The sequence below is a fragment of the Bacillus sp. ISL-18 genome (assembly GCF_018613415.1).
Lineage (GTDB): Bacteria > Bacillota > Bacilli > Bacillales > Cytobacillaceae > Neobacillus.
This window is the reverse complement of the sequence record NZ_JAGGQG010000031.1, coordinates 15030-32834: the sequence shown is the minus strand read 5'-3', so window position 1 is coordinate 32834 and position 17805 is coordinate 15030. Positions and strand designations below refer to the sequence as shown.

13 protein-coding genes, 1 pseudogene and 1 riboswitch are annotated in these 17805 nt (G+C 40.4%); of the genes and pseudogenes, 9 read left to right on the top strand and 5 right to left on the bottom strand.

All coding sequences use genetic code 11. The annotated features are described in order from the left end of the window. Positions 1-52 precede the first annotated feature (52 nt). From J7E81_RS28800 to J7E81_RS28790, 3 genes are all read left to right on the top strand, one after another. Positions 53-1234 carry an MFS transporter gene (locus tag J7E81_RS28800; protein ID WP_215047599.1) on the top strand — a complete coding sequence of 394 codons (1182 nt, stop codon included), beginning with the start codon at positions 53-55 and terminating at the stop codon, positions 1232-1234. Positions 1235-1476: 242 nt separating this feature from the next. Then, positions 1477-3303: an APC family permease gene (locus J7E81_RS28795; protein ID WP_215047598.1), complete on the top strand. Its 1827-nt coding sequence runs from the start codon at positions 1477-1479 to the stop codon at positions 3301-3303. Between the two features lie 33 nt (positions 3304-3336). Continuing rightward, positions 3337-3441: riboswitch (guanidine-I (ykkC/yxkD leader) on the top strand. 58 nt (positions 3442-3499) lie between these two features. Next, the gene (locus J7E81_RS28790; RefSeq protein ID WP_215047597.1) at positions 3500-3823 is read left to right on the top strand and encodes a hypothetical protein; all 324 of its coding nucleotides are present in this window, start codon (positions 3500-3502) and stop codon (positions 3821-3823) included. 20 nt (positions 3824-3843) lie between these two features. Here J7E81_RS28790 and uptA read toward each other — a convergent pair whose 3' ends face one another. Both uptA and mgtE read right to left on the bottom strand, forming a co-directional pair. Continuing rightward, positions 3844-4440 carry an undecaprenyl phosphate transporter UptA gene (gene uptA, locus J7E81_RS28785; protein WP_215047628.1) on the bottom strand — a complete coding sequence of 199 codons (597 nt, stop codon included), beginning with the start codon at positions 4438-4440 and terminating at the stop codon, positions 3844-3846. A 344-nt stretch (positions 4441-4784) separates the two neighbouring features. Continuing rightward, complete coding sequence (mgtE, locus tag J7E81_RS28780; protein ID WP_215047596.1) at positions 4785-6143, bottom strand: magnesium transporter; 1359 nt, start codon at positions 6141-6143, stop codon at positions 4785-4787. 248 nt (positions 6144-6391) lie between these two features. On the opposite strand from mgtE, the gene J7E81_RS28775 reads away from it, so the two are divergent. The 5 genes from J7E81_RS28775 (at position 6392) to cshA (ending at position 12447) form a co-directional block, all read left to right on the top strand. Further along, entirely contained in the window at positions 6392-7168 is a 777-nt protein-coding gene (locus J7E81_RS28775; RefSeq protein ID WP_215047595.1) for a hypothetical protein, read from the top strand. A 311-nt stretch (positions 7169-7479) separates the two neighbouring features. Beyond that, the gene (locus J7E81_RS28770) at positions 7480-8559 is read left to right on the top strand and encodes a D-alanine--D-alanine ligase (RefSeq protein ID WP_215047594.1); all 1080 of its coding nucleotides are present in this window, start codon (positions 7480-7482) and stop codon (positions 8557-8559) included. Between the two features lie 73 nt (positions 8560-8632). Then, a complete protein-coding gene (locus J7E81_RS28765) occupies positions 8633-10012 on the top strand; it encodes a UDP-N-acetylmuramoyl-tripeptide--D-alanyl-D-alanine ligase (RefSeq protein WP_215047593.1) in 1380 nt (459 codons plus the stop codon). Between the two features lie 20 nt (positions 10013-10032). Further along, positions 10033-10731 carry an alpha/beta hydrolase gene (locus J7E81_RS28760; protein ID WP_215047592.1) on the top strand — a complete coding sequence of 233 codons (699 nt, stop codon included), beginning with the start codon at positions 10033-10035 and terminating at the stop codon, positions 10729-10731. Between the two features lie 216 nt (positions 10732-10947). Beyond that, positions 10948-12447 (top strand): degradosome RNA helicase CshA, encoded by a 1500-nt coding sequence (gene cshA, locus J7E81_RS28755; protein ID WP_483861577.1) that lies wholly within the window; start codon positions 10948-10950, stop codon positions 12445-12447. Positions 12448-12481: 34 nt separating this feature from the next. Here the strand turns inward: cshA and J7E81_RS28750 are convergent, their stop codons facing one another. The 3 genes from J7E81_RS28750 to J7E81_RS28740 all read right to left on the bottom strand — a co-directional run bounded on the left by J7E81_RS28750 (position 12482) and on the right by J7E81_RS28740 (position 16531). Next, on the bottom strand, positions 12482-13600 hold the full coding sequence (locus J7E81_RS28750; RefSeq protein ID WP_215047590.1) for a GerAB/ArcD/ProY family transporter: 1119 nt from the start codon (positions 13598-13600) through the stop codon (positions 12482-12484). A gap of 226 nt (positions 13601-13826) precedes the next feature. After that, the gene (locus J7E81_RS28745) at positions 13827-14990 is read right to left on the bottom strand and encodes a Ger(x)C family spore germination protein (protein ID WP_215047589.1); all 1164 of its coding nucleotides are present in this window, start codon (positions 14988-14990) and stop codon (positions 13827-13829) included. Further along, on the bottom strand, positions 14987-16531 hold the full coding sequence (locus tag J7E81_RS28740; protein ID WP_215047588.1) for a spore germination protein: 1545 nt from the start codon (positions 16529-16531) through the stop codon (positions 14987-14989). The genes J7E81_RS28745 and J7E81_RS28740 overlap by 4 nt, the downstream gene beginning before the upstream one ends. 121 nt (positions 16532-16652) lie before the next feature. Here J7E81_RS28740 and uvsE point away from each other — a divergent pair. Continuing rightward, positions 16653-17615 (top strand): annotated as a pseudogene (gene uvsE / locus J7E81_RS28735) (UV DNA damage repair endonuclease UvsE). Positions 17616-17805: the final 190 nt, after the last annotated feature.

Sequence of the window (17805 nt, the reverse complement as noted above, 5' to 3'; positions counted from 1 at the left end):
GATCAACAGAAACGGCTTTTCATACATATAAGGGAAGGAGAATCTTTGCTTTATGGAAAAACAGCTTCAGAAAGAAAGAATTTGGACAAAAGACTTTATACTGATTTGTCTGGCTAATTTCTTTATCTTTCTTGGGTTTCAAATGACACTTCCGACGATTCCACTGTTTGTGGAAGATTTAGGCGGCAATGATCAACTAATTGGCTTTGTTGTCGGAATATTTACATTTTCTGCGTTATTGCTTCGACCTTATGCAGGTAAGGCTCTTGAAACAAAAGGCAGAAGATTTGTGTATATATTCGGCCTGGCCATCTTTGTGGTTTCAGTTGGTTCTTTTGGTTTCTTAACTAGCATCGTCTTGTTATTTATGATGCGGGTCGTACAAGGTGGCGGCTGGGGCTTTTCTACAACCGCATCAGGAACGATCGCCTCAGATTTAATTCCTGTCTCGAGGCGGGGGGAGGGGATGGGGTTTTACGGACTTTCAGGTAATTTGGCGCTGGCGTTTGGCCCGTCACTAGGTCTGATTTTAACAGGGATGATCCCGTTTAAACCATTTTTTCTTCTTTGTGCTGGTTTAGGTTTGGCCGCACTGATTCTCTCATCGAGAATAACCTATAAACAAGTCGACCCCAAACCAGTGCAAGGAAAAACCAAACTTGATTTGTATGAAAAAGGTGCCTTAAAGCCATCAGCTCTAATGTTTTTTATTACGTTTACCTTTGGCGGGATTGCAGCTTTTCTTCCGTTATATACAGCCGAAAAGCATATCTCGGGGATTCAATTATACTTCTTATTCTACGCATTGGCTTTAATGATTACGAGAACGTTTGCGGGTCAGTTATATGACCGAAAAGGACTTCGGGCCGTTTTTATTCCGGGAACCTTACTCATTTTAGCTGCTATGGTACTGCTGGCCTGGCTGCCTAATAGCCTAATCTTATATCTTGCGGCGATTCTTTATGGGTTGGGATTTGGGATGGTCCAGCCTGCTCTTCAGGCCTGGTCTATTGAAAAGGTGCCTGTCAACCGAAGGGGAATGGCGACAGCCACCTTCTATTCCTTTTTTGACTTGGGAATCGGCCTTGGTGCCATGATATTCGGCCAAATAAGCCACCTCCTTGGCTACAGCAGTATTTATCGAACATCGGCTGTCTCGATTGCGGTTTCGATGCTGCTCTACTTCTATTTCTTACATAGGGATCGCTTGAGGTCCCAAAGAATGGGTAATTAAAAGGTATGGATTAGATCCATACCTTTTTCGATCCTTTGGGGATAAAGCTGGATGATTTCATTGGAAATGGAAACAGTAAAGGTAGCTATCCCTTTTTTTAAAATGACAGACGCTTACATCAAAAGCGTTCATCAAAATGTTAAATATTGCGCTCTTTTTTAAAGAAATACTTCATATTAACAACGCTGTTGTGATAAAATCAATCGGTAATTCTACTTCAAAAAGTGGTGGGTGAAAATCACGTGCTTTCTTCTTTTAAGCGTTTTTTAATCGGCCGTCCGTTAAAATCGACGGAATTAGGCGAGCAAAAGTTAGGAATTTTAAAGGCGTTAGCCATTTTATCTTCAGATGCCTTATCATCAGTAGCTTACGGAACTGAACAAATCCTGATTGTACTAGCAACAATTAGCGTTTTGGCTTTCTGGTATTCCGTACCTATTGCTGTTGGGGTACTATTTCTCTTAGCTGCACTCATATTATCTTATCGGCAAATTATTTATTCTTATCCTCATGGCGGAGGGGCTTACGTCGTTTCGAAAGAAAATATCGGAGAGAAGGCAGGTTTGATTGCCGGTGGCTCCTTATTAGTTGATTACATCTTAACGGTGGCGGTTAGTGTTACAGCCGGTACGGATGCGATTACCTCTGCATTTCCGTCTTTACATGCACATACCGTTTCTATAGCCTGTGTATTAGTTATCTTGATTACAATTTTAAATCTGCGCGGATTAACCGAATCTGCCACTATTTTGGCTTATCCGGTCTATTTATTTGTCATCGCGCTGTTTTTACTAATTGGTGTTGGGATTTTTAAAGTTTTAACGGGGGATATTTCCCCAACTGCCCAGCATGCTCCAATTGGGGCGCCTGTTCAGGGAATTACCCTATTCTTGCTTCTTCGTGCCTTTGCGTCAGGATGTTCAGCCTTAACAGGAGTAGAAGCCATTTCTAATGCAATCCCGACCTTTAAAGATCCGGCACCTAGAAATGCCGCGAAAACATTAGTATTAATGGGTTCTCTTTTGGCTTTGTTATTTTCGGGAATCACCTTTTTGGCTTATTATTACGGAATTGCACCAAAAGCGGACGAAACCGTTGTTTCACAAATTGCAAAAGAAACTTTTGGGCGTAATTATCTTTACTTCTTTGTCCAAGGAACAACAGCCTTGATTTTGGTACTAGCTGCCAATACCGGCTATTCAGCATTTCCACTATTAGCGTTTGCGCTCGCAAAAGATAAATACATGCCGAGGATGTTTACGATTCGAGGAGACCGTCTTGGTTATTCCAATGGGATAGTATCTTTAGGAGTTGCTTCCATCATTTTAATCATCGTGTCAAAGGGCCAAACGGAGCACTTAATCCCACTTTATGCGGTTGGGGTGTTTATTCCGTTTACCTTATCGCAAACAGGGATGATTATTAAATGGCTGCGTTCAAAACCAGCGGGCTGGGTAGCCAAATTAACCGCCAATCTCATTGGGGCCCTAATTACTTTAACCGTATTAATCATTTTCTTTGTCACGAAATTTAGTCAAGTATGGTTTGTCGTTATATTCTTGCCGTTAATTGTTCTCATGTTTAAACGAATTAACTCGCATTATGAAGCTGTTGGGGAACAGTTACGAATTCATCCGGAAGATGAAGCAATGGCGATTCAAGGAAACGTGATTATTGTTCCGGTTGCTGGGATTACCAAAGTGGTAGAAAATTCTATTAATTATGCCAAATCTCTAACGGATCAAATTTTTGCTGTTTATGTCTCCTTTGATCGTGAAGATGAGAAACGATTCGAGGAAAAATGGCAGAAATGGCAGCCTGATGTCCGGTTGGTCACCTTGCACTCGCACTATCGCAGCATCTTAAATCCATTGTCAAAGTTTATTGATACGGTTGAGCACAAAGCGAGTGAAAATAATTATCGAGTTACCGTGCTGATTCCGCAGTTTATTACGAAAAAAAGCTGGCACAATATCCTGCATAACCAATCAAGTTTGTTAATTCGTGCCTACCTGATTTTTAAGAAGAAGGTTATTGTGGCGACACTTCCATTTCATTTTAAAAAATAGGAATGGCTGCTTTTAAGGAAAATATACTTATAAAAAATGGTTTTCTAGGGTTCCGTGGTCTAAAACCAGTCTGGTCCGAGAGAAAACGTACAGAAGCATCTGCTTCTGTATCCACGGAAGGAGAAAAGCCTGGGAGAAATGGTCGTGCTGCGATCTTTCTTTCAGGTTTTTTATTTTGAATAGGAAGGGGTTGTTGATGTTGGATTTTTTGCTTGAAAATAAATGGGTGATATTAGTCAGTCTTGAGGTTCTGGCATGGACTTCCACTTTTTTTCTTTTATATGCACGGTATCGGCTTAAATCTAGCTTTTGGTTTAAGGTGGCGACGGTTTTATTCGCCCTAACAGGTGTGATTCCGCAAGTGCTCATGGGGATCATCAATTTTATTTCTTCGAAACGAATCGATCTGTTTACGCTGATTATTGTCCTGCTCCTTGTATATGGCTTTACGATTGGGAAACAACATGTAAAAAGGCTTGATGCCTGGGCCCAAACAAAATTTTCGAAGCAATCAAAATGAAAAAAACCACCGAGTATCCATTATTCGGTGGTTTTCTTCATTTTTTTAACTAAATAATAAATAGCACCCAACACAATAGCTGCAATAATAAGCGGAAGGACATAAGGCTGTGCGACCTCTTTTACATGTGACCAATTGCTGCCTAACGCCTTACCTAAATACAAAAATAGGATCGACCAAGGCAATATGGCTGCGACACTGTAGAGAATAAATTTACTGACAGGCATTTTGGCAATCCCTGCAGGAATAGAGATAGCGTGTCTTACCACGGGAATAAACCGAGCAGAAAAGATAACTCCGGCTCCATATTTTTCAAACCAGTGTTCTGCGACATCGATATGTTTCTTTTTAATGAGGATATATTTCCCGTATTTCTCCAAAAAGGGTCTCCCGCCATAATAACCGGCCCAATATAAAAATAGCTGGGCAATCGTTCCGCCGATTGTCCCGGCAATCACAGCGCCGATAAAATTCAAGTGCCCCTGTGAAACCATATAGCCGCCATAGCCTAAAACAATTTCACTTGGGATGATCTCGATCATCAGTCCCAAAGCAACACCAAAATAGCCTAACTGTGATAAGAATTCCAAAATAGAGCTAATATAGTCTGTCATAATTCACCTTCGCTTATTTCTTGTTAACAAATTATGTTTCTTATTTTAAACCAGTTTGTCTCATATTGAAATAAATATGGTGGTACTTTCGAAATCATGCCTGATTCAGGAATGTGACTTCTAGTATTAACGAATTGTTAAGCGAAAGGTTTCATATTTTTTGTGAATTTAAAAAGTATAAAAAATGACTTTGAAAATTGTCCAGCTCCAGCGCCCTAGCGGCTAGTGTCCTTCGCGCTCCGCCCTACGATAAGTCAACATCGAATCGCTGCCGCTCTTCGTGTTTCCTTTATCTCAGTTGGAGCACTCCAGGCCATACGCCGCTGACCAGGGCGCTTGCGCTTTTCTTACATCAAATGTTTCAAAAACATCGTTGCGATCCCAAAGTAAGTCATGAGCGAGAAGATATCATTTAACGTTGTAATTAACGGACCTGACGCTACAGCTGGATCAATCTTCAAACGATATAAGATCAACGGAATAATCGTCCCGGCAAGGGTCCCAATAATGAGCGTGAAAAAAAGCGAGGAACCTACGACAGCACCTAAAATTAAATTTCCTTGCCAGATGTATGCGATAATGGCGATAATTAGCGCACAGATTACCCCAATTGTAATCCCAACACCAAGCTCCCGTGCAACTAATCGAGTAATCACCTTTTTATTGACCTCTTGTGTAATCAAGCCTCTGACCACCACTGCGAGCGACTGGGTACCGGTATTTCCCGTCATCCCAGCAATCATCGGCATAAAGAAGGCCAGTGCGACAACTTTCTGCAGGGTCTCCTCAAAACTGCTAATGATCCTTCCAGAAATAACACCTATAAATAATAATAAAATCAGCCATGGTAACCGCCTCGCTGCAGCTACTAGCGTTTTTGTTTCGAAGTCAATCGATTTCCCTGAAGCTGATAATTTTTCAATATCCTCATTCGCCTCTTGGATGAAAATATCAATAATGTCATCGACGGTCACAATCCCGACTAAGACAGAGTTTTCATCCACAACAGGTATGGCTAGAAAATCATATCGTTCAGCCGTTTGGGCAACGACTTCCTGGTCGGTTGTAACGGAAACGGCAATCACTCGTTCGTACATAATGTCACGGATTTTTTCCGCCGGTTCGGCCAGTAATAAATCGCGGTACGAGACAACGCCAACCAGCTTCCGGTCCTCATCAATGACATACAAGTAGTTAATCGATTCAGCAAACTCGGCAAATATTTTAAACTTGTCTACGGCTTCCCTGACTGTAAAATAGTCCCGAATCCAAACAAAGCGATTGGTCATCACTCGCCCCGCCGTTTCCGGCGGATAATTCATAATGCCTTGAACGGCATGAGACTCCTCTTTCTTCATTCCAGATAAAAGGGAATCCTTTTTCTCTGGGGATAATTCATTTAACAACAGGGCTAAATCATCATTGTCCATCAAGTCTAAAACTTTACTGGATTTTTCAATTCCAAGAATATTTAATAACCCAAGCTGTTCCTCCTTATCAAGCTCCTCCATTAAGTCTGCTAATACATCAGTGTTTAGAAATAGTAAAAATCTGCCCTTATGCTTTTCCGGCAGGTCCTTATAGATTTTAGCGATATCATAAGGCTGGAGTTCCTCAAGGATGGTTTCAAATTCAGCTTTTTTATTTTCCTTTAGTGTTTTAATAATATAAAGGCTTATTTCATCTGCCGTCATATTTTTTATCATCTTAAATTGCCCCTTTCTATGGGTGCTTTTAAAAATTAGCTATTAAAAATGGTAGATGAACAAATAATAACAAGTAGGATATATAAAGTAGTATGTGTAATTGCTGAAAATTTTTTGTAAAAGAAATGAAATATGCTATTAGGCCTATAATTTGATAAAATAAGGAAGGACTTACAAAAGGAAAATTGGAAGTTTCACGGAAACTGTCCATTAACATATTACATATGGTTGAACGGAGGAGTTTGGCTTTGAAAAAGCATCATCAAGACATACGGGATCTTATCTATGTTCATCTTAATCAATCCGACCAGTATGTCATGTCCTACGGTATCGAATTCAGCGAATTTGCTGCTGCTTTTTCAGGTTCATTAAATCATCTGCTTTTACTCAAGCACCGTTTTGATGATGCTGATTTTAATATGCATACCCTGCTCGATTATTGTCCGGATGACCGAATTGATAAGTTAGCAGCAGAGGATGTTTACAGTTACGGAAACTTTTGCTGGATTGATTTCACAGAGGAAGAAGTATTGAATGAACTTTCTGGTCAGGAATTAGCTGAATTATTATACCTAGGACATCAGAAGCAGCATTTAAAGCTGCCCTTTTACAATAAACTAGGCAATCGCTTTGTTTATTTAGCGCATGATGATGGGTGGTATAACAAAATTTATTATCGAAGCTTTAAGGACTTTTTTCACTTACTAAGTGAAGTGATTGCCGTTAAGCTTGGGGAACTAAAGCTTGAAAAAACGATCCTTGGAATCAGAAAGAAACGGAGTTATCCGCAGGTCAATAAAGAATTTCTTCTCTCGTTAACACCGTTTATGAAAGAGGGTATTTGTATATCCTTACGAGATGCGGAACACCAGCGGACAAGAATTGATATTCCGATTTGGGTCATGGGCGATTTTGATAATATGGATGATATGTATGAGGAGTATCAAGACATTTCCAATAAGCCATACCATGCCAAACTCATCTTTGATAAGAGAACAAAAGAGTGGAAGCTCAATGTCGTATAAGATAGAAAAACAGTCCTAGTGGCAGGACTGTTTTTCTTATAAATGGAAGTTTATTCTTCCCTAGCTTTCGTCTTGATCGTGCTTCATAAGAAGTGCTCGCGCTTTCTTTGTTAACCCCTATTATGCAGGAAAAACAGGCCTTATGGATAGACATCGTGACAAAATGCTGATAGACGGTATTGAAGCAAGCACTTGGCATCATAAAATAATACATAAGGGAAAAAAACATGTAAAAACAGGTCTGCGACATTTCCTTTCTTAATTAGTAAAATGGTAAAATAAAATGTGAGAGAGAATTTGGAGGAATAGAAATGAAAACAAAATTAGGTTTGTTATATGGAGGGAAATCTGCTGAGCATAAGGTTTCCTTACAGACAGCTCTAGCTGTCATGCGAGCATTAGACCTTGAAAAATTTGAAATTTACCCCATTTATATAAATGTTGAAGGACAGTGGATTAAAGGACCGCAGCTGCTTGAGCCGGTTGAAAATGTTCAAGCACTTGAATTCACCAATGCGCCTCAGTTATCCCCTTTAACCTTGGCGCCTGCCCTTTTTCAGGCCAATCAGCAGGAAGCTGCAGCGCTTGATGTTATTTTTCCATTACTACATGGGCCAAATGGTGAAGACGGGACGGTCCAAGGCTTATTAGAGCTGCTTAATTTGCCGTATGTGGGAAATGGAGTTCTTGCGTCAGCCGCTGGTATGGATAAAGTGTTGATGAAAAATATTTTTGAGCAAGCAGGGCTGGCTCAGGTTGACTATGTTTCTTTCATCAAAAGTGAATGGGCGAAGGCGAAGGAAGAGGCCTATACTCGTGTAGAAGAACAGCTTGGTTATCCGTGCTTTGTTAAACCAGCTAATCTTGGCTCTAGTGTGGGAATCAGCAAATGTACCAATCGTGCTGAATTAGATGCTGCATTTGTTGAGGCCTTCCAATTTGACCGGAAAGTCATTATTGAACAAGGAGTCGTTGCCCGTGAGGTTGAAATCGCAGTTCTTGGCAATGATGATCCGGAATGCTCGGTAGCCGGTGAAATCGTTCCGAAGAAAGATTTTTATGATTACAAAGCGAAGTATGAGGATGGGGAAACAGCGTTAATTATCCCTGCTGAGGTAACCAAAGAAGAGTATGAACAAATGAAGGAGATGGCTGTTCGTGCTTTTAAAGCACTCGACTGTTCTGGACTTGTTCGTGCTGATTTCTTCTTAACAAAGGATGGCAAAGCCTTCATTAATGAGGTAAATACGATGCCGGGCTTCACCCCTTTCAGTATGTTCCCGCTTTTATGGAAGCATACAGGCATAGAGTATCCGCAGTTGATTGAACGACTTGTTCAGCTTGCCAAAGAGCGCCATGCGGAGAAACAGCAGATTAAGTATACCTTTTAATTAAAATAATGGAGGCACGGCTCAGCTGCCGTGTCCGTTTCTATTTAGCAAATAAAAAAAGGAGGGAAACCAATTGATCAAACGTTCTTTAAAACAGATTTCAGACATGGCCTCCGCCATAAATGATATTACCCCATTCGCTGATATTGTCATTGAGGGGGTTACCATCGACACGCGAAAAGTTCAAGCAGGAAATTTATTTGTCCCTTTTAAAGGCGAACATGCCGACGGTCACAAGTATGTAGAAGAGGCAATCAAAAAAGGGGCAGCAGCATCTCTATGGCAAAAGGATGTACCCAATCCGCCACAAGGGCTGCCGATCTTACTTGTTGACGACTGCCTTGTTGCTTTGCAGGAGATGGCACGAAAATATCGACAGGAATTATCAGTAAAAGTAGTAGGGATTACGGGCAGTAATGGTAAAACCACTACAAAGGATATGACAGCTAGTTTATTAGCTACCCAGTATAAGGTTCAAAAGACGGAAGGGAACTACAACAACCATCTTGGACTTCCATTAACGGTTTTAGGGTTAAGTGAGGAAACTGAAATTGCGGTATTGGAGATGGGAATGAGCGGCCGAGGGGAAATTGCTTTCCTGACCAAACTTGCCTGTCCAGATGCTGTAGTGATTACCAACATTGGGGAATCTCACTTACTTGACTTAGGTTCAAGAGAAGCGATTGCCGAAGCAAAGCTTGAAATTCTTCAAGGACTCCGTGATGGTGGACTTGCCGTGATTCACGGTGATGAGCCCTTATTAATGGAGCGGATTTTCGAATATAAAGGGAATATTAATATCCAAACCTTTGGAAGAAATGTAACGAATGATCTTTATCCTAAGGATATAACCCAAATCGAGCAAGGCAACTCCTTTAAAATTAACGTATCCGAGACGACCTTTGAACTTCCTGTTCTCGGCACGCATAATATTTTAAATGCACTAGCCGCCATGCTGATTGCCCGTTATTTTTCAATTCCATTTGAAAAAATGAATCCAGGATTGGCTAATATTAAGCTGACAAACATGCGAATGGAGTTAGTCGAAGGAAAACAAGGTGAAAAGATTATCAACGATGCTTATAATGCCAGCCCGACATCCATGATAGCAGCGATCGAATTGGTATCCAATCTTCAAGGTTATAAACGAAAAATCCTCGTTCTCGGAGATATGCTCGAGCTGGGACCGCAGGAAGAACAGTACCATCTGCAAGTAGGCTCACAACTAAACCCAGAAAAAATTGATTATCTGTTCACCTATGGGGAGTTAGGCGGACATATTGCCAAAGGGGCAAGTCAAGCTTTAGGCGAGAATCAGGTATTTGCCTTTACAGATAAGTCAAAACTAATTGAAAAGCTAAAAACATTTGTAGATGAAACCACGCTTGTTCTTGTAAAAGCTTCACGCGGAATGAGATTAGAGGAGATTGTTCAATCCTTACAAAAGAAGTAAAGGGACGGGCAGGTGAGAAGATGATTGGCTGCTTACTGATTCATGGCTTTACGGGTGCTCCTTACGAAGTCGAGCCCCTGGCAGAGTTTTTAAAAGAACGAACGGATTGGAAGATTAGTGTTCCCACACTGCCGGGGCATGGTGTTCCCGGCTCCCTAAAGGGGGTGCACTATCAAGAGTGGATCAATCATGCTGAAGCCGAATTGACAAAACTAATTGATACCTGTGACACGGTATATGTGGTAGGTTTTTCAATGGGTGGAATGATAGCCAGCTATCTTGCCGCCCAATACCCTGTGGACAGGCTTATTCTTTTGAGTGCTGCTGCCTACTATGTGAACCCCAAGCAATTAGCAGTTGACATTAAAGAGATCATAAAAGATTACCTGCGCGGAAAATTACAGGAAAATGAATTATTTCTCCGTTATAAACGAAAAATAACAGAAACACCCTTTGCGGCTACCTTGCAATTCCGCAGGCTTGTTTCTTTTATTAAACCTCTACTGCATCAGGTAAACGTGCCAACCTTCATTGCACAAGGGGAGTGTGACGGGATTGTGCCGCCTAAAAGCGCTGAATATTTATTCCATACGATAAGTGCCAAACAGAAAAAACTCGCCCTTTTCAAGCATTCCAAGCATCTTATTTGCCACTGTGAGGAACGGGATACCCTGTTTTCTCAAGTGCTGGAGTTTTTAATGGAGAAAAGGACTATTTAAGATAAAGACTGGTTTAAAACATGTCTTTATTGCAAAATACTAGTAATAGTGGTATGATATTCATCAACGTGTCTAAAGGACGATGATTGAAGGGCATACTCTTTTGGAGAATGTCTTTTTTTTGGTAAAATAAAGAAGTAATATTACCGCATTTTGATGCGTATGTTTGTATATTCAGCACTTATATACCAAATATTTCCATATAGATGAAGGAGAATGAACACATTGACAAAGTTTGAAGAATTAGGCATAAGTCAGGCCACCTTAAAAGCTGTTCTCAAAATGGGTTTTGAGGAAGCTACACCAATCCAATCCGAAACTATTCCGTTGGGGCTAAAAGGTATTGATTTGATCGGGCAAGCTCAGACAGGAACTGGTAAAACAGCTGCTTTTGGTATTCCGTTGGTGGAGAAAGTTGATACAAAAAGGGATGCCATTCAAGGGATCATTATTGCGCCAACTCGTGAATTAGCGATCCAGGTTTCCGAAGAGCTCTATAAAATTGGGTCAGGAAAAAGAGTCCGCGTACTGCCGATTTATGGTGGTCAGGATATTAGCCGGCAAATCCGCTCATTAAAGAAAGCTCCACATATTATTGTTGGTACCCCTGGACGGGTTCTAGACCATATTAATCGGAAAACAATGCGCTTAGATACCGTCAATACGGTTATTCTGGATGAAGCAGATGAAATGTTAAACATGGGATTCATCGAGGATATTGAATCGATTCTTGCTGCAACACCAGCTGAGCGTCAAACACTATTGTTCTCTGCGACAATGCCAGCTCCAATTCAAAGAATGGCAGAAAAATTCATGAAGGAGCCGCAAATTGTTCGTGTAAAAACGAAAGAGATGACCGTTCCTTTAATTGAACAATATTATATTGAAGTGCAAGAAAGAAATAAATTTGATGTATTAACAAGACTTCTTGATATTCAGTCACCTGAACTTGCGATTGTTTTTGGACGGACAAAGCGCCGTGTGGATGAATTATCAGAAGCATTGACTTTAAGAGGATATACAGCAGAGGGTATTCATGGCGATTTAACTCAAGCAAAGCGTATGTCGGTCCTTCGAAAGTTTAAAGAAGGAACAGTGGATGTGCTTGTTGCAACAGACGTAGCAGCAAGGGGTCTGGATATTTCCGGCGTTACACATGTATATAACTTTGATATTCCGCAGGATCCAGAGAGCTACGTTCACCGTATTGGACGTACTGGCCGTGCCGGAAAGACTGGTGTTGCGATGACTTTCATCACACCACGTGAGAAATCTTACCTTGCCGTTGTGGAAAAAACAACGAAGAGGAAGATGGAAAGAATGCAGGCTCCAACCCTTGATGAGGCTTTGGAAGGTCAACAGCGTGCAGTTGTAGATAAAATTGTACAAACAATTGAATCCAACAACCTTCATTATTACAAAGCAGCAGCACAAGAATTATTAGATGGCAATGATGCTCAAACAGTTGTGGCTGCAGTCTTAAAGATGTTAACAAAAGAGCCGGATACGACTCCTGTTAAATTAACTGAAGAATCTCCACTTCCACAAAAAAGAGATAGAAAACAGTTTGATCGTGGAGACCGTCGTAGAAGGGACGACTCTAGAGGTTCATACAACTCTGATCGTAACCGAAAAAAAGCACCGGTAAAACCAAGAAGCGGTGAAAAGCGGACTGGCGGTAAGACATCAAAGCCAAGAAGTTATAACCATCAATAAACATTAGAAGAGCAAGGACAATGTCCTTGCTCTTTTATGGTTTTTTCTCGATTTGGTTCATCGACTTCTTATTTACATAATTCTTAATGGTATCCATTAGAAGGTATAATAATGGGATGGACTCTACACAGAGGGCGAAGGTAGGCCATGCGTGTTCATAAACATCAATAAGACTGGCATAGTTCTCCGCCATCGTTACCGACATTGAAACCACAACTGCGGCTAAGGAAAAGGTTAAGGGTCTGTAATCTTTTAGTTTTAATAACTGAGCAAGGATTTGAACGGCCAGATAAAAGAAAAAGCTAATTTTGATATAAACCATTGTAGACCACACGGCAATTAATAGCGGATCTAAGTTCTCAATAAATTCAGCGATTTTAATGAATCGAACCATTTCTAATATTGGGTAGGCTAAATGTACCGTTAAATTTGGGCCGAAAAGTAGTATTAAAATACCAATATAGATGATAATCAAACTAATTGAAAAGAATATCGCCCAGAAAAGCGATCTTCTTGTTCTTTTCTTATCCATAATATAAGGAAAGATAAAAATTAAGAGGACTATCTCGCAGAAAAAGGGCGAAATAAAATAACCTCCTTGTAGAATTCCTTGGAAATCATGATTGGTTATAAAAGCGATTGAACGCTCCCATCTTAGCTCTTTTCCAACAAAGAGAGTGTTTAAAAGGATGGCGAAAATGGTGATAAAAAATAAACCTTGAGCTGATCGAAATAATGTAACGATACCTAATCGAGCCATTATGGCGACAGTTGCACCAAAGAGAATCCCAATGGCCCAGTTTGGTGTTTCCGGCAGATAGACTTGGATAATGAAGTCCTCATACTCTCTTAACATAAAGGCGCTGCCATGAAAGCAAAAAAAGAACATTGCCCCCATAAGGAAAAGATGAATCCAGTAAGGAAAAATTTCTTTTCCATAAATCACAATAAATTGATCTGGTCTTCGATTGGCAAGTTTTATTCCTATTAAGGCTTGAACAACAGCACTTAGACCCCCGATAAAAATGACAATTAAAGAATCATATTGTGCCATTTTAATGAGTTGAACCGAAGAAAATCCAACAAATGTTGAGTAAAAAAAGAGAATTAAAAATTGGATGATTTGTTGTTGAGAGATTCCCTCTGTTTTCAACGATGCCCCACCTAACTTATAATCTTTTTTTGCAGCGGTTTAAAAAGGATTTCAATTAAATCATTGGGATCCAGACTATACTTGAAAAGGTGAGTAGATAGACAATAACAGAACGAAACGCCCATGATACATAAGACAATGAAGAAGGTTCTTTTCTTTCGATTTCGATTCTTAAGGTAATTCCATTCGTATAAAAAGATAATGAGGAAAAATAGAATAATGATCATCATGAGCTTAATTCCTTTGTCCAAAATGGATTATTCTCGGTACCTCTGCGTTTAATTTTTAAATCAACAGTGATATTAAGTTTTACTTTGTCTTGATAAATTGATGTCCAATTCCTTTGTGCTTTTTTCCATATTTTTGGTTTGTACCATGATAAATATTCACCAAATTGAAAGGCATCAGCACCTGCTTTTTTAGAGGTGGTAAAGGCTGCCTCAATCCTTTTTCTAATATCTTTTTCTGCAATTAATTCTAACTTTTTAATGTTTGCTTCCCTACTTAAATCGATCGTTGAGTCTGATTCAGCAAGGTCATCCTCAACATTGAAGTGTACATCAAATGCATATGGTTCGTTTTTTGATGGATGTATTTTTGCTTTTGCCTGCAATACGGTTAAGTTAATTTCTTTGTGATCCGTTGGGGAATGAATGGTGACTAACGCCTGTTTGATTGTGTTTCGCAGCCAAAGGGCACCCCGTCCTTCATAAGCTGTAAGTTTACCGACCATTTTGTAATTTTTAAATAAGGCGACCCCATCAGTACCAACCCAAACGACCTTTTTGCCATTTTCACTAACCATTTTGCGTTTTCCTACTTTTAAAATACTGACAGCCATATCACCATTTACTGTTTCAAGGAAGTCCTTAGGTGTAGTTAATAGGGCAATTTCATTTTTACTAAAACCTAACAGGATTCGTGTTTGCGACTTTTCAAAGGTTGGAGCCATGTAAATAACTTCCTTTGCCTTTCCGGGTGCTACAAACATAGCTAGATTGATGTTGAGGCTGGGTTCACGAATAATAAATTCCAATATTTTTTTAATTCCTTCCTTTGCCATTTCTTGCCCAATAATCACAAGTTTCGCTTGTCCAAAACTAATTTTCCGCGGCAGGTCCACCTGCATTTTATGAAAGGCTTGCGAGATATTTGTGCCTGAGTAAGTTAAGGTGGCATAAGGTTTCCCCAATGACAGCGATCCGCCTGATTGGCCTGTTGCAAGCCGGTTGGGGAGTGGGAAGGTCAAGGTTACATCAATATTGCCGTTTTTCCCCTTATCCACTAGGATGGATGATACAAACGACCGTTCATTTATTTCCACGCGTGACCAGCATCCTGTTAAAAATAATATGCAAGATACCATTGTTAAAAATAGAGCTTTGATCAATCCTCATCTTCCTCTTCAAATCGATATTTGACATTAGACCTTTGTGAATCCTTTGTTCCGACGAATGAAGGACGACGTTTCATCAACCACCATGGGACTCGTAAAATCGAATCCTTTAAATCATTGACACGTAAGGGTGCAATAGGGGCCATGTACGGCATTCCAAATGAACGCAGGTGTACCAAATGAATATAAGTAAGGAGACAGCCAATCATCAATCCAAAAATTCCAAAAGAACCCGATAATATCATGATGGGAAAGCGGAGCACACGAATCGAAAAACCTAAATCAAAATAGGGTACGATAAACGAGGCAATCCCTGTTAATGAAACAATGATGACCATTGGAGCAGAAATAATTCCTGCTTGAACCGCTGCTTGCCCAATGACTAATGCACCTAATATGCTTATAGCTTGCCCAATTGCTTTTGGAATCCGAAGTCCAGCTTCTCGTAAGGCTTCAAATGTTAATTCCATAATAAGGGCCTCTATTAATGCTGGAAAGGGAACTAAATCCCTAGCCGCAGCTACACTTAATAATAGATCAGATGGAATCATCACAGGATGAAAAGTGGTTAACGCAATATAAAAGGATGGAAATAGCAGTGATAGGATTAAAAAACCCGTCCTCAGCCAGCGGACAAAACTAGCGAAAACATAGCGTTGATAATAGTCCTCCGGAGATTGAAGAAACATCGAAAAGGTAACGGGTACAATAAGCGGGATCGGTGTTCCATCCACCAAAATAACCGCTCTTCCTTCGAGCAGGGCAGCAGCAACCACATCAGGCCGCTCTGTTTTTTGCGATTGCGGAAAAGGGGATAATGGGAAATCATCAATATTTTCTTCAATATAGCTGCTTCCCAATACACCATCCATTTGAATACGGCCAATCCGCTGTTTGACTTCCTCGACGATTTCCGGCTTGCATATTCCTTCTAGATATCCAATCACTACTTTTGTTTTTGTGAATTTACCAAGTAGTTGCTGGTCCATTTTCAATGCGGGGGTTTTAATTCTTCTGCGGATCATGGTGATGTTCGTATGAATATCCTCAACAAATGCTTCCCTAGGTCCCCGGATTACATTTTCGTTTGCAGGCTCACTGATGGCTCGTTTTTCAAATTTTTGTAATGGAAAGGCAAGCATCCGCGGATCGCCCTCGAAAAAAATTAAGATATTTCCATCAAGGACAAGTTCTACAGCCTTCTGCATATCTGTTAGTACAATGCTTGACATAGAGCTGACTAATTTTAATTCAAGTAATTTATGAATAAATTCCTGATGGGAAGAGGCAAAATCCTCATTCGTAATGTAGGCTAGCACTTGCTCATCAAATAACGCATCATCAACCATGTTCTGTAAGTAAACAATTCCGCAGCGAGTGCGATTAGCGGTTAATTCGTAGATGGTGATATCCGAGCATTGCTGGAATGACTGCTTCAGCCAGTTAAACCGGTCTTCAAAATCCTTTCCTAAAAAAACTTGTTCAGGTGTATTGCTGTTTGGGGTTTGTTTTTTTTCTTTTGAAAAGAAGGGCATAGTGTTCACTCTCTCCGCAAACTTTTTTATAGATTTCCCCTTTTTTAGGAAAATAATTTGTAGTTAAAAAGTTCCAATTAGGTGAGAATAATGATAACGATAAAGCAGAGGGTGGAAAGAAATGATTGTGAAACTAGGGTATGTAGCGATGAGTGTGGAATTGCAGCATGCATCGCCCTCTCAAACCATGACGTTTGCCCAATTCTCAAAAATTAAAGACCGGGAGGCTGCGATTCGGAAATTAGAAAGAATTGCTGAATCCAATTTGGAGAATTGCCTGCGTCTCCTTAAGCATAATGTGGGGAATGATATTCAGTTTTTCCGATTTAGCTCACGCTTGATTCCACTTGCCAATCATGAGGAGTTAGGGGACTGGAACTAGATTAGACCGCTGAAGGAGTCTCTTGGGAAGATTGCGGATTTTTTAAAGGATCACTCGATGAGAGTCGATTTTCATCCGGACCACTTTGTTGTGTTGAATACTTTAGATAAAGATATACTAAAAAATTCTTTGAAGACATTATCGATGCATGAGGCTCTATTGAAGGGGATGGAGATCAATCCCGAGCACCGGTGTGTACTTCATGTTGGCGGCGGGTACGATGATAAGGAAAAAGCGCTGGAACAGTTTATTCATAATTGGGGCTACATTAAGCCTGGGATTCAAAGAATGATTATGTTAGAAAATGATGACACGACGTTTACGGTCAAGGAGACGTTATATCTTTGTGAGAAGTTAGGGATTCCGATGGTGTTTGATTACCATCACCACCTGGCGAACCATGAAGAGAGGGAGTGGATCTCAGATTGGGATCGGATTGTTTCGAGCTGGGATCATTCGGATTTGCCGATTAAGATGCATATTTCGAGTCCCCGGTCGGAGAAAGAGTTTCGAGCGCATGCTGATTATGTGGACCCGGAGATGTTTTTGACGTTTTTAAATGAAGTAAAGGGGAGCGTACCGGAGATTCATTGTATGATTGAAGCGAAGCAAAAGGATGCAGCCTTGTTTCAGCTGGTTCGGGATTTGAAGGAGCGCGGCGGATTGAAATGGCTGGATCAGACGAATTTTGTGGTGGAGTAGGGGAAGTGTTGTCTATTGGACGGATTTTTGAATTTTTCCTTGGTAGTGACCGATAGACCAGTTCTATTGGACACTTTTGAGGTTTCTTTTTGAGATTTTGTCTTATAGAGGAGTTCTATTAGACACTTTTGAGGTAGCAGCTCGGAATATTGTCTAATAGAACCACTCTACCTGATAATTCCCTAAACAA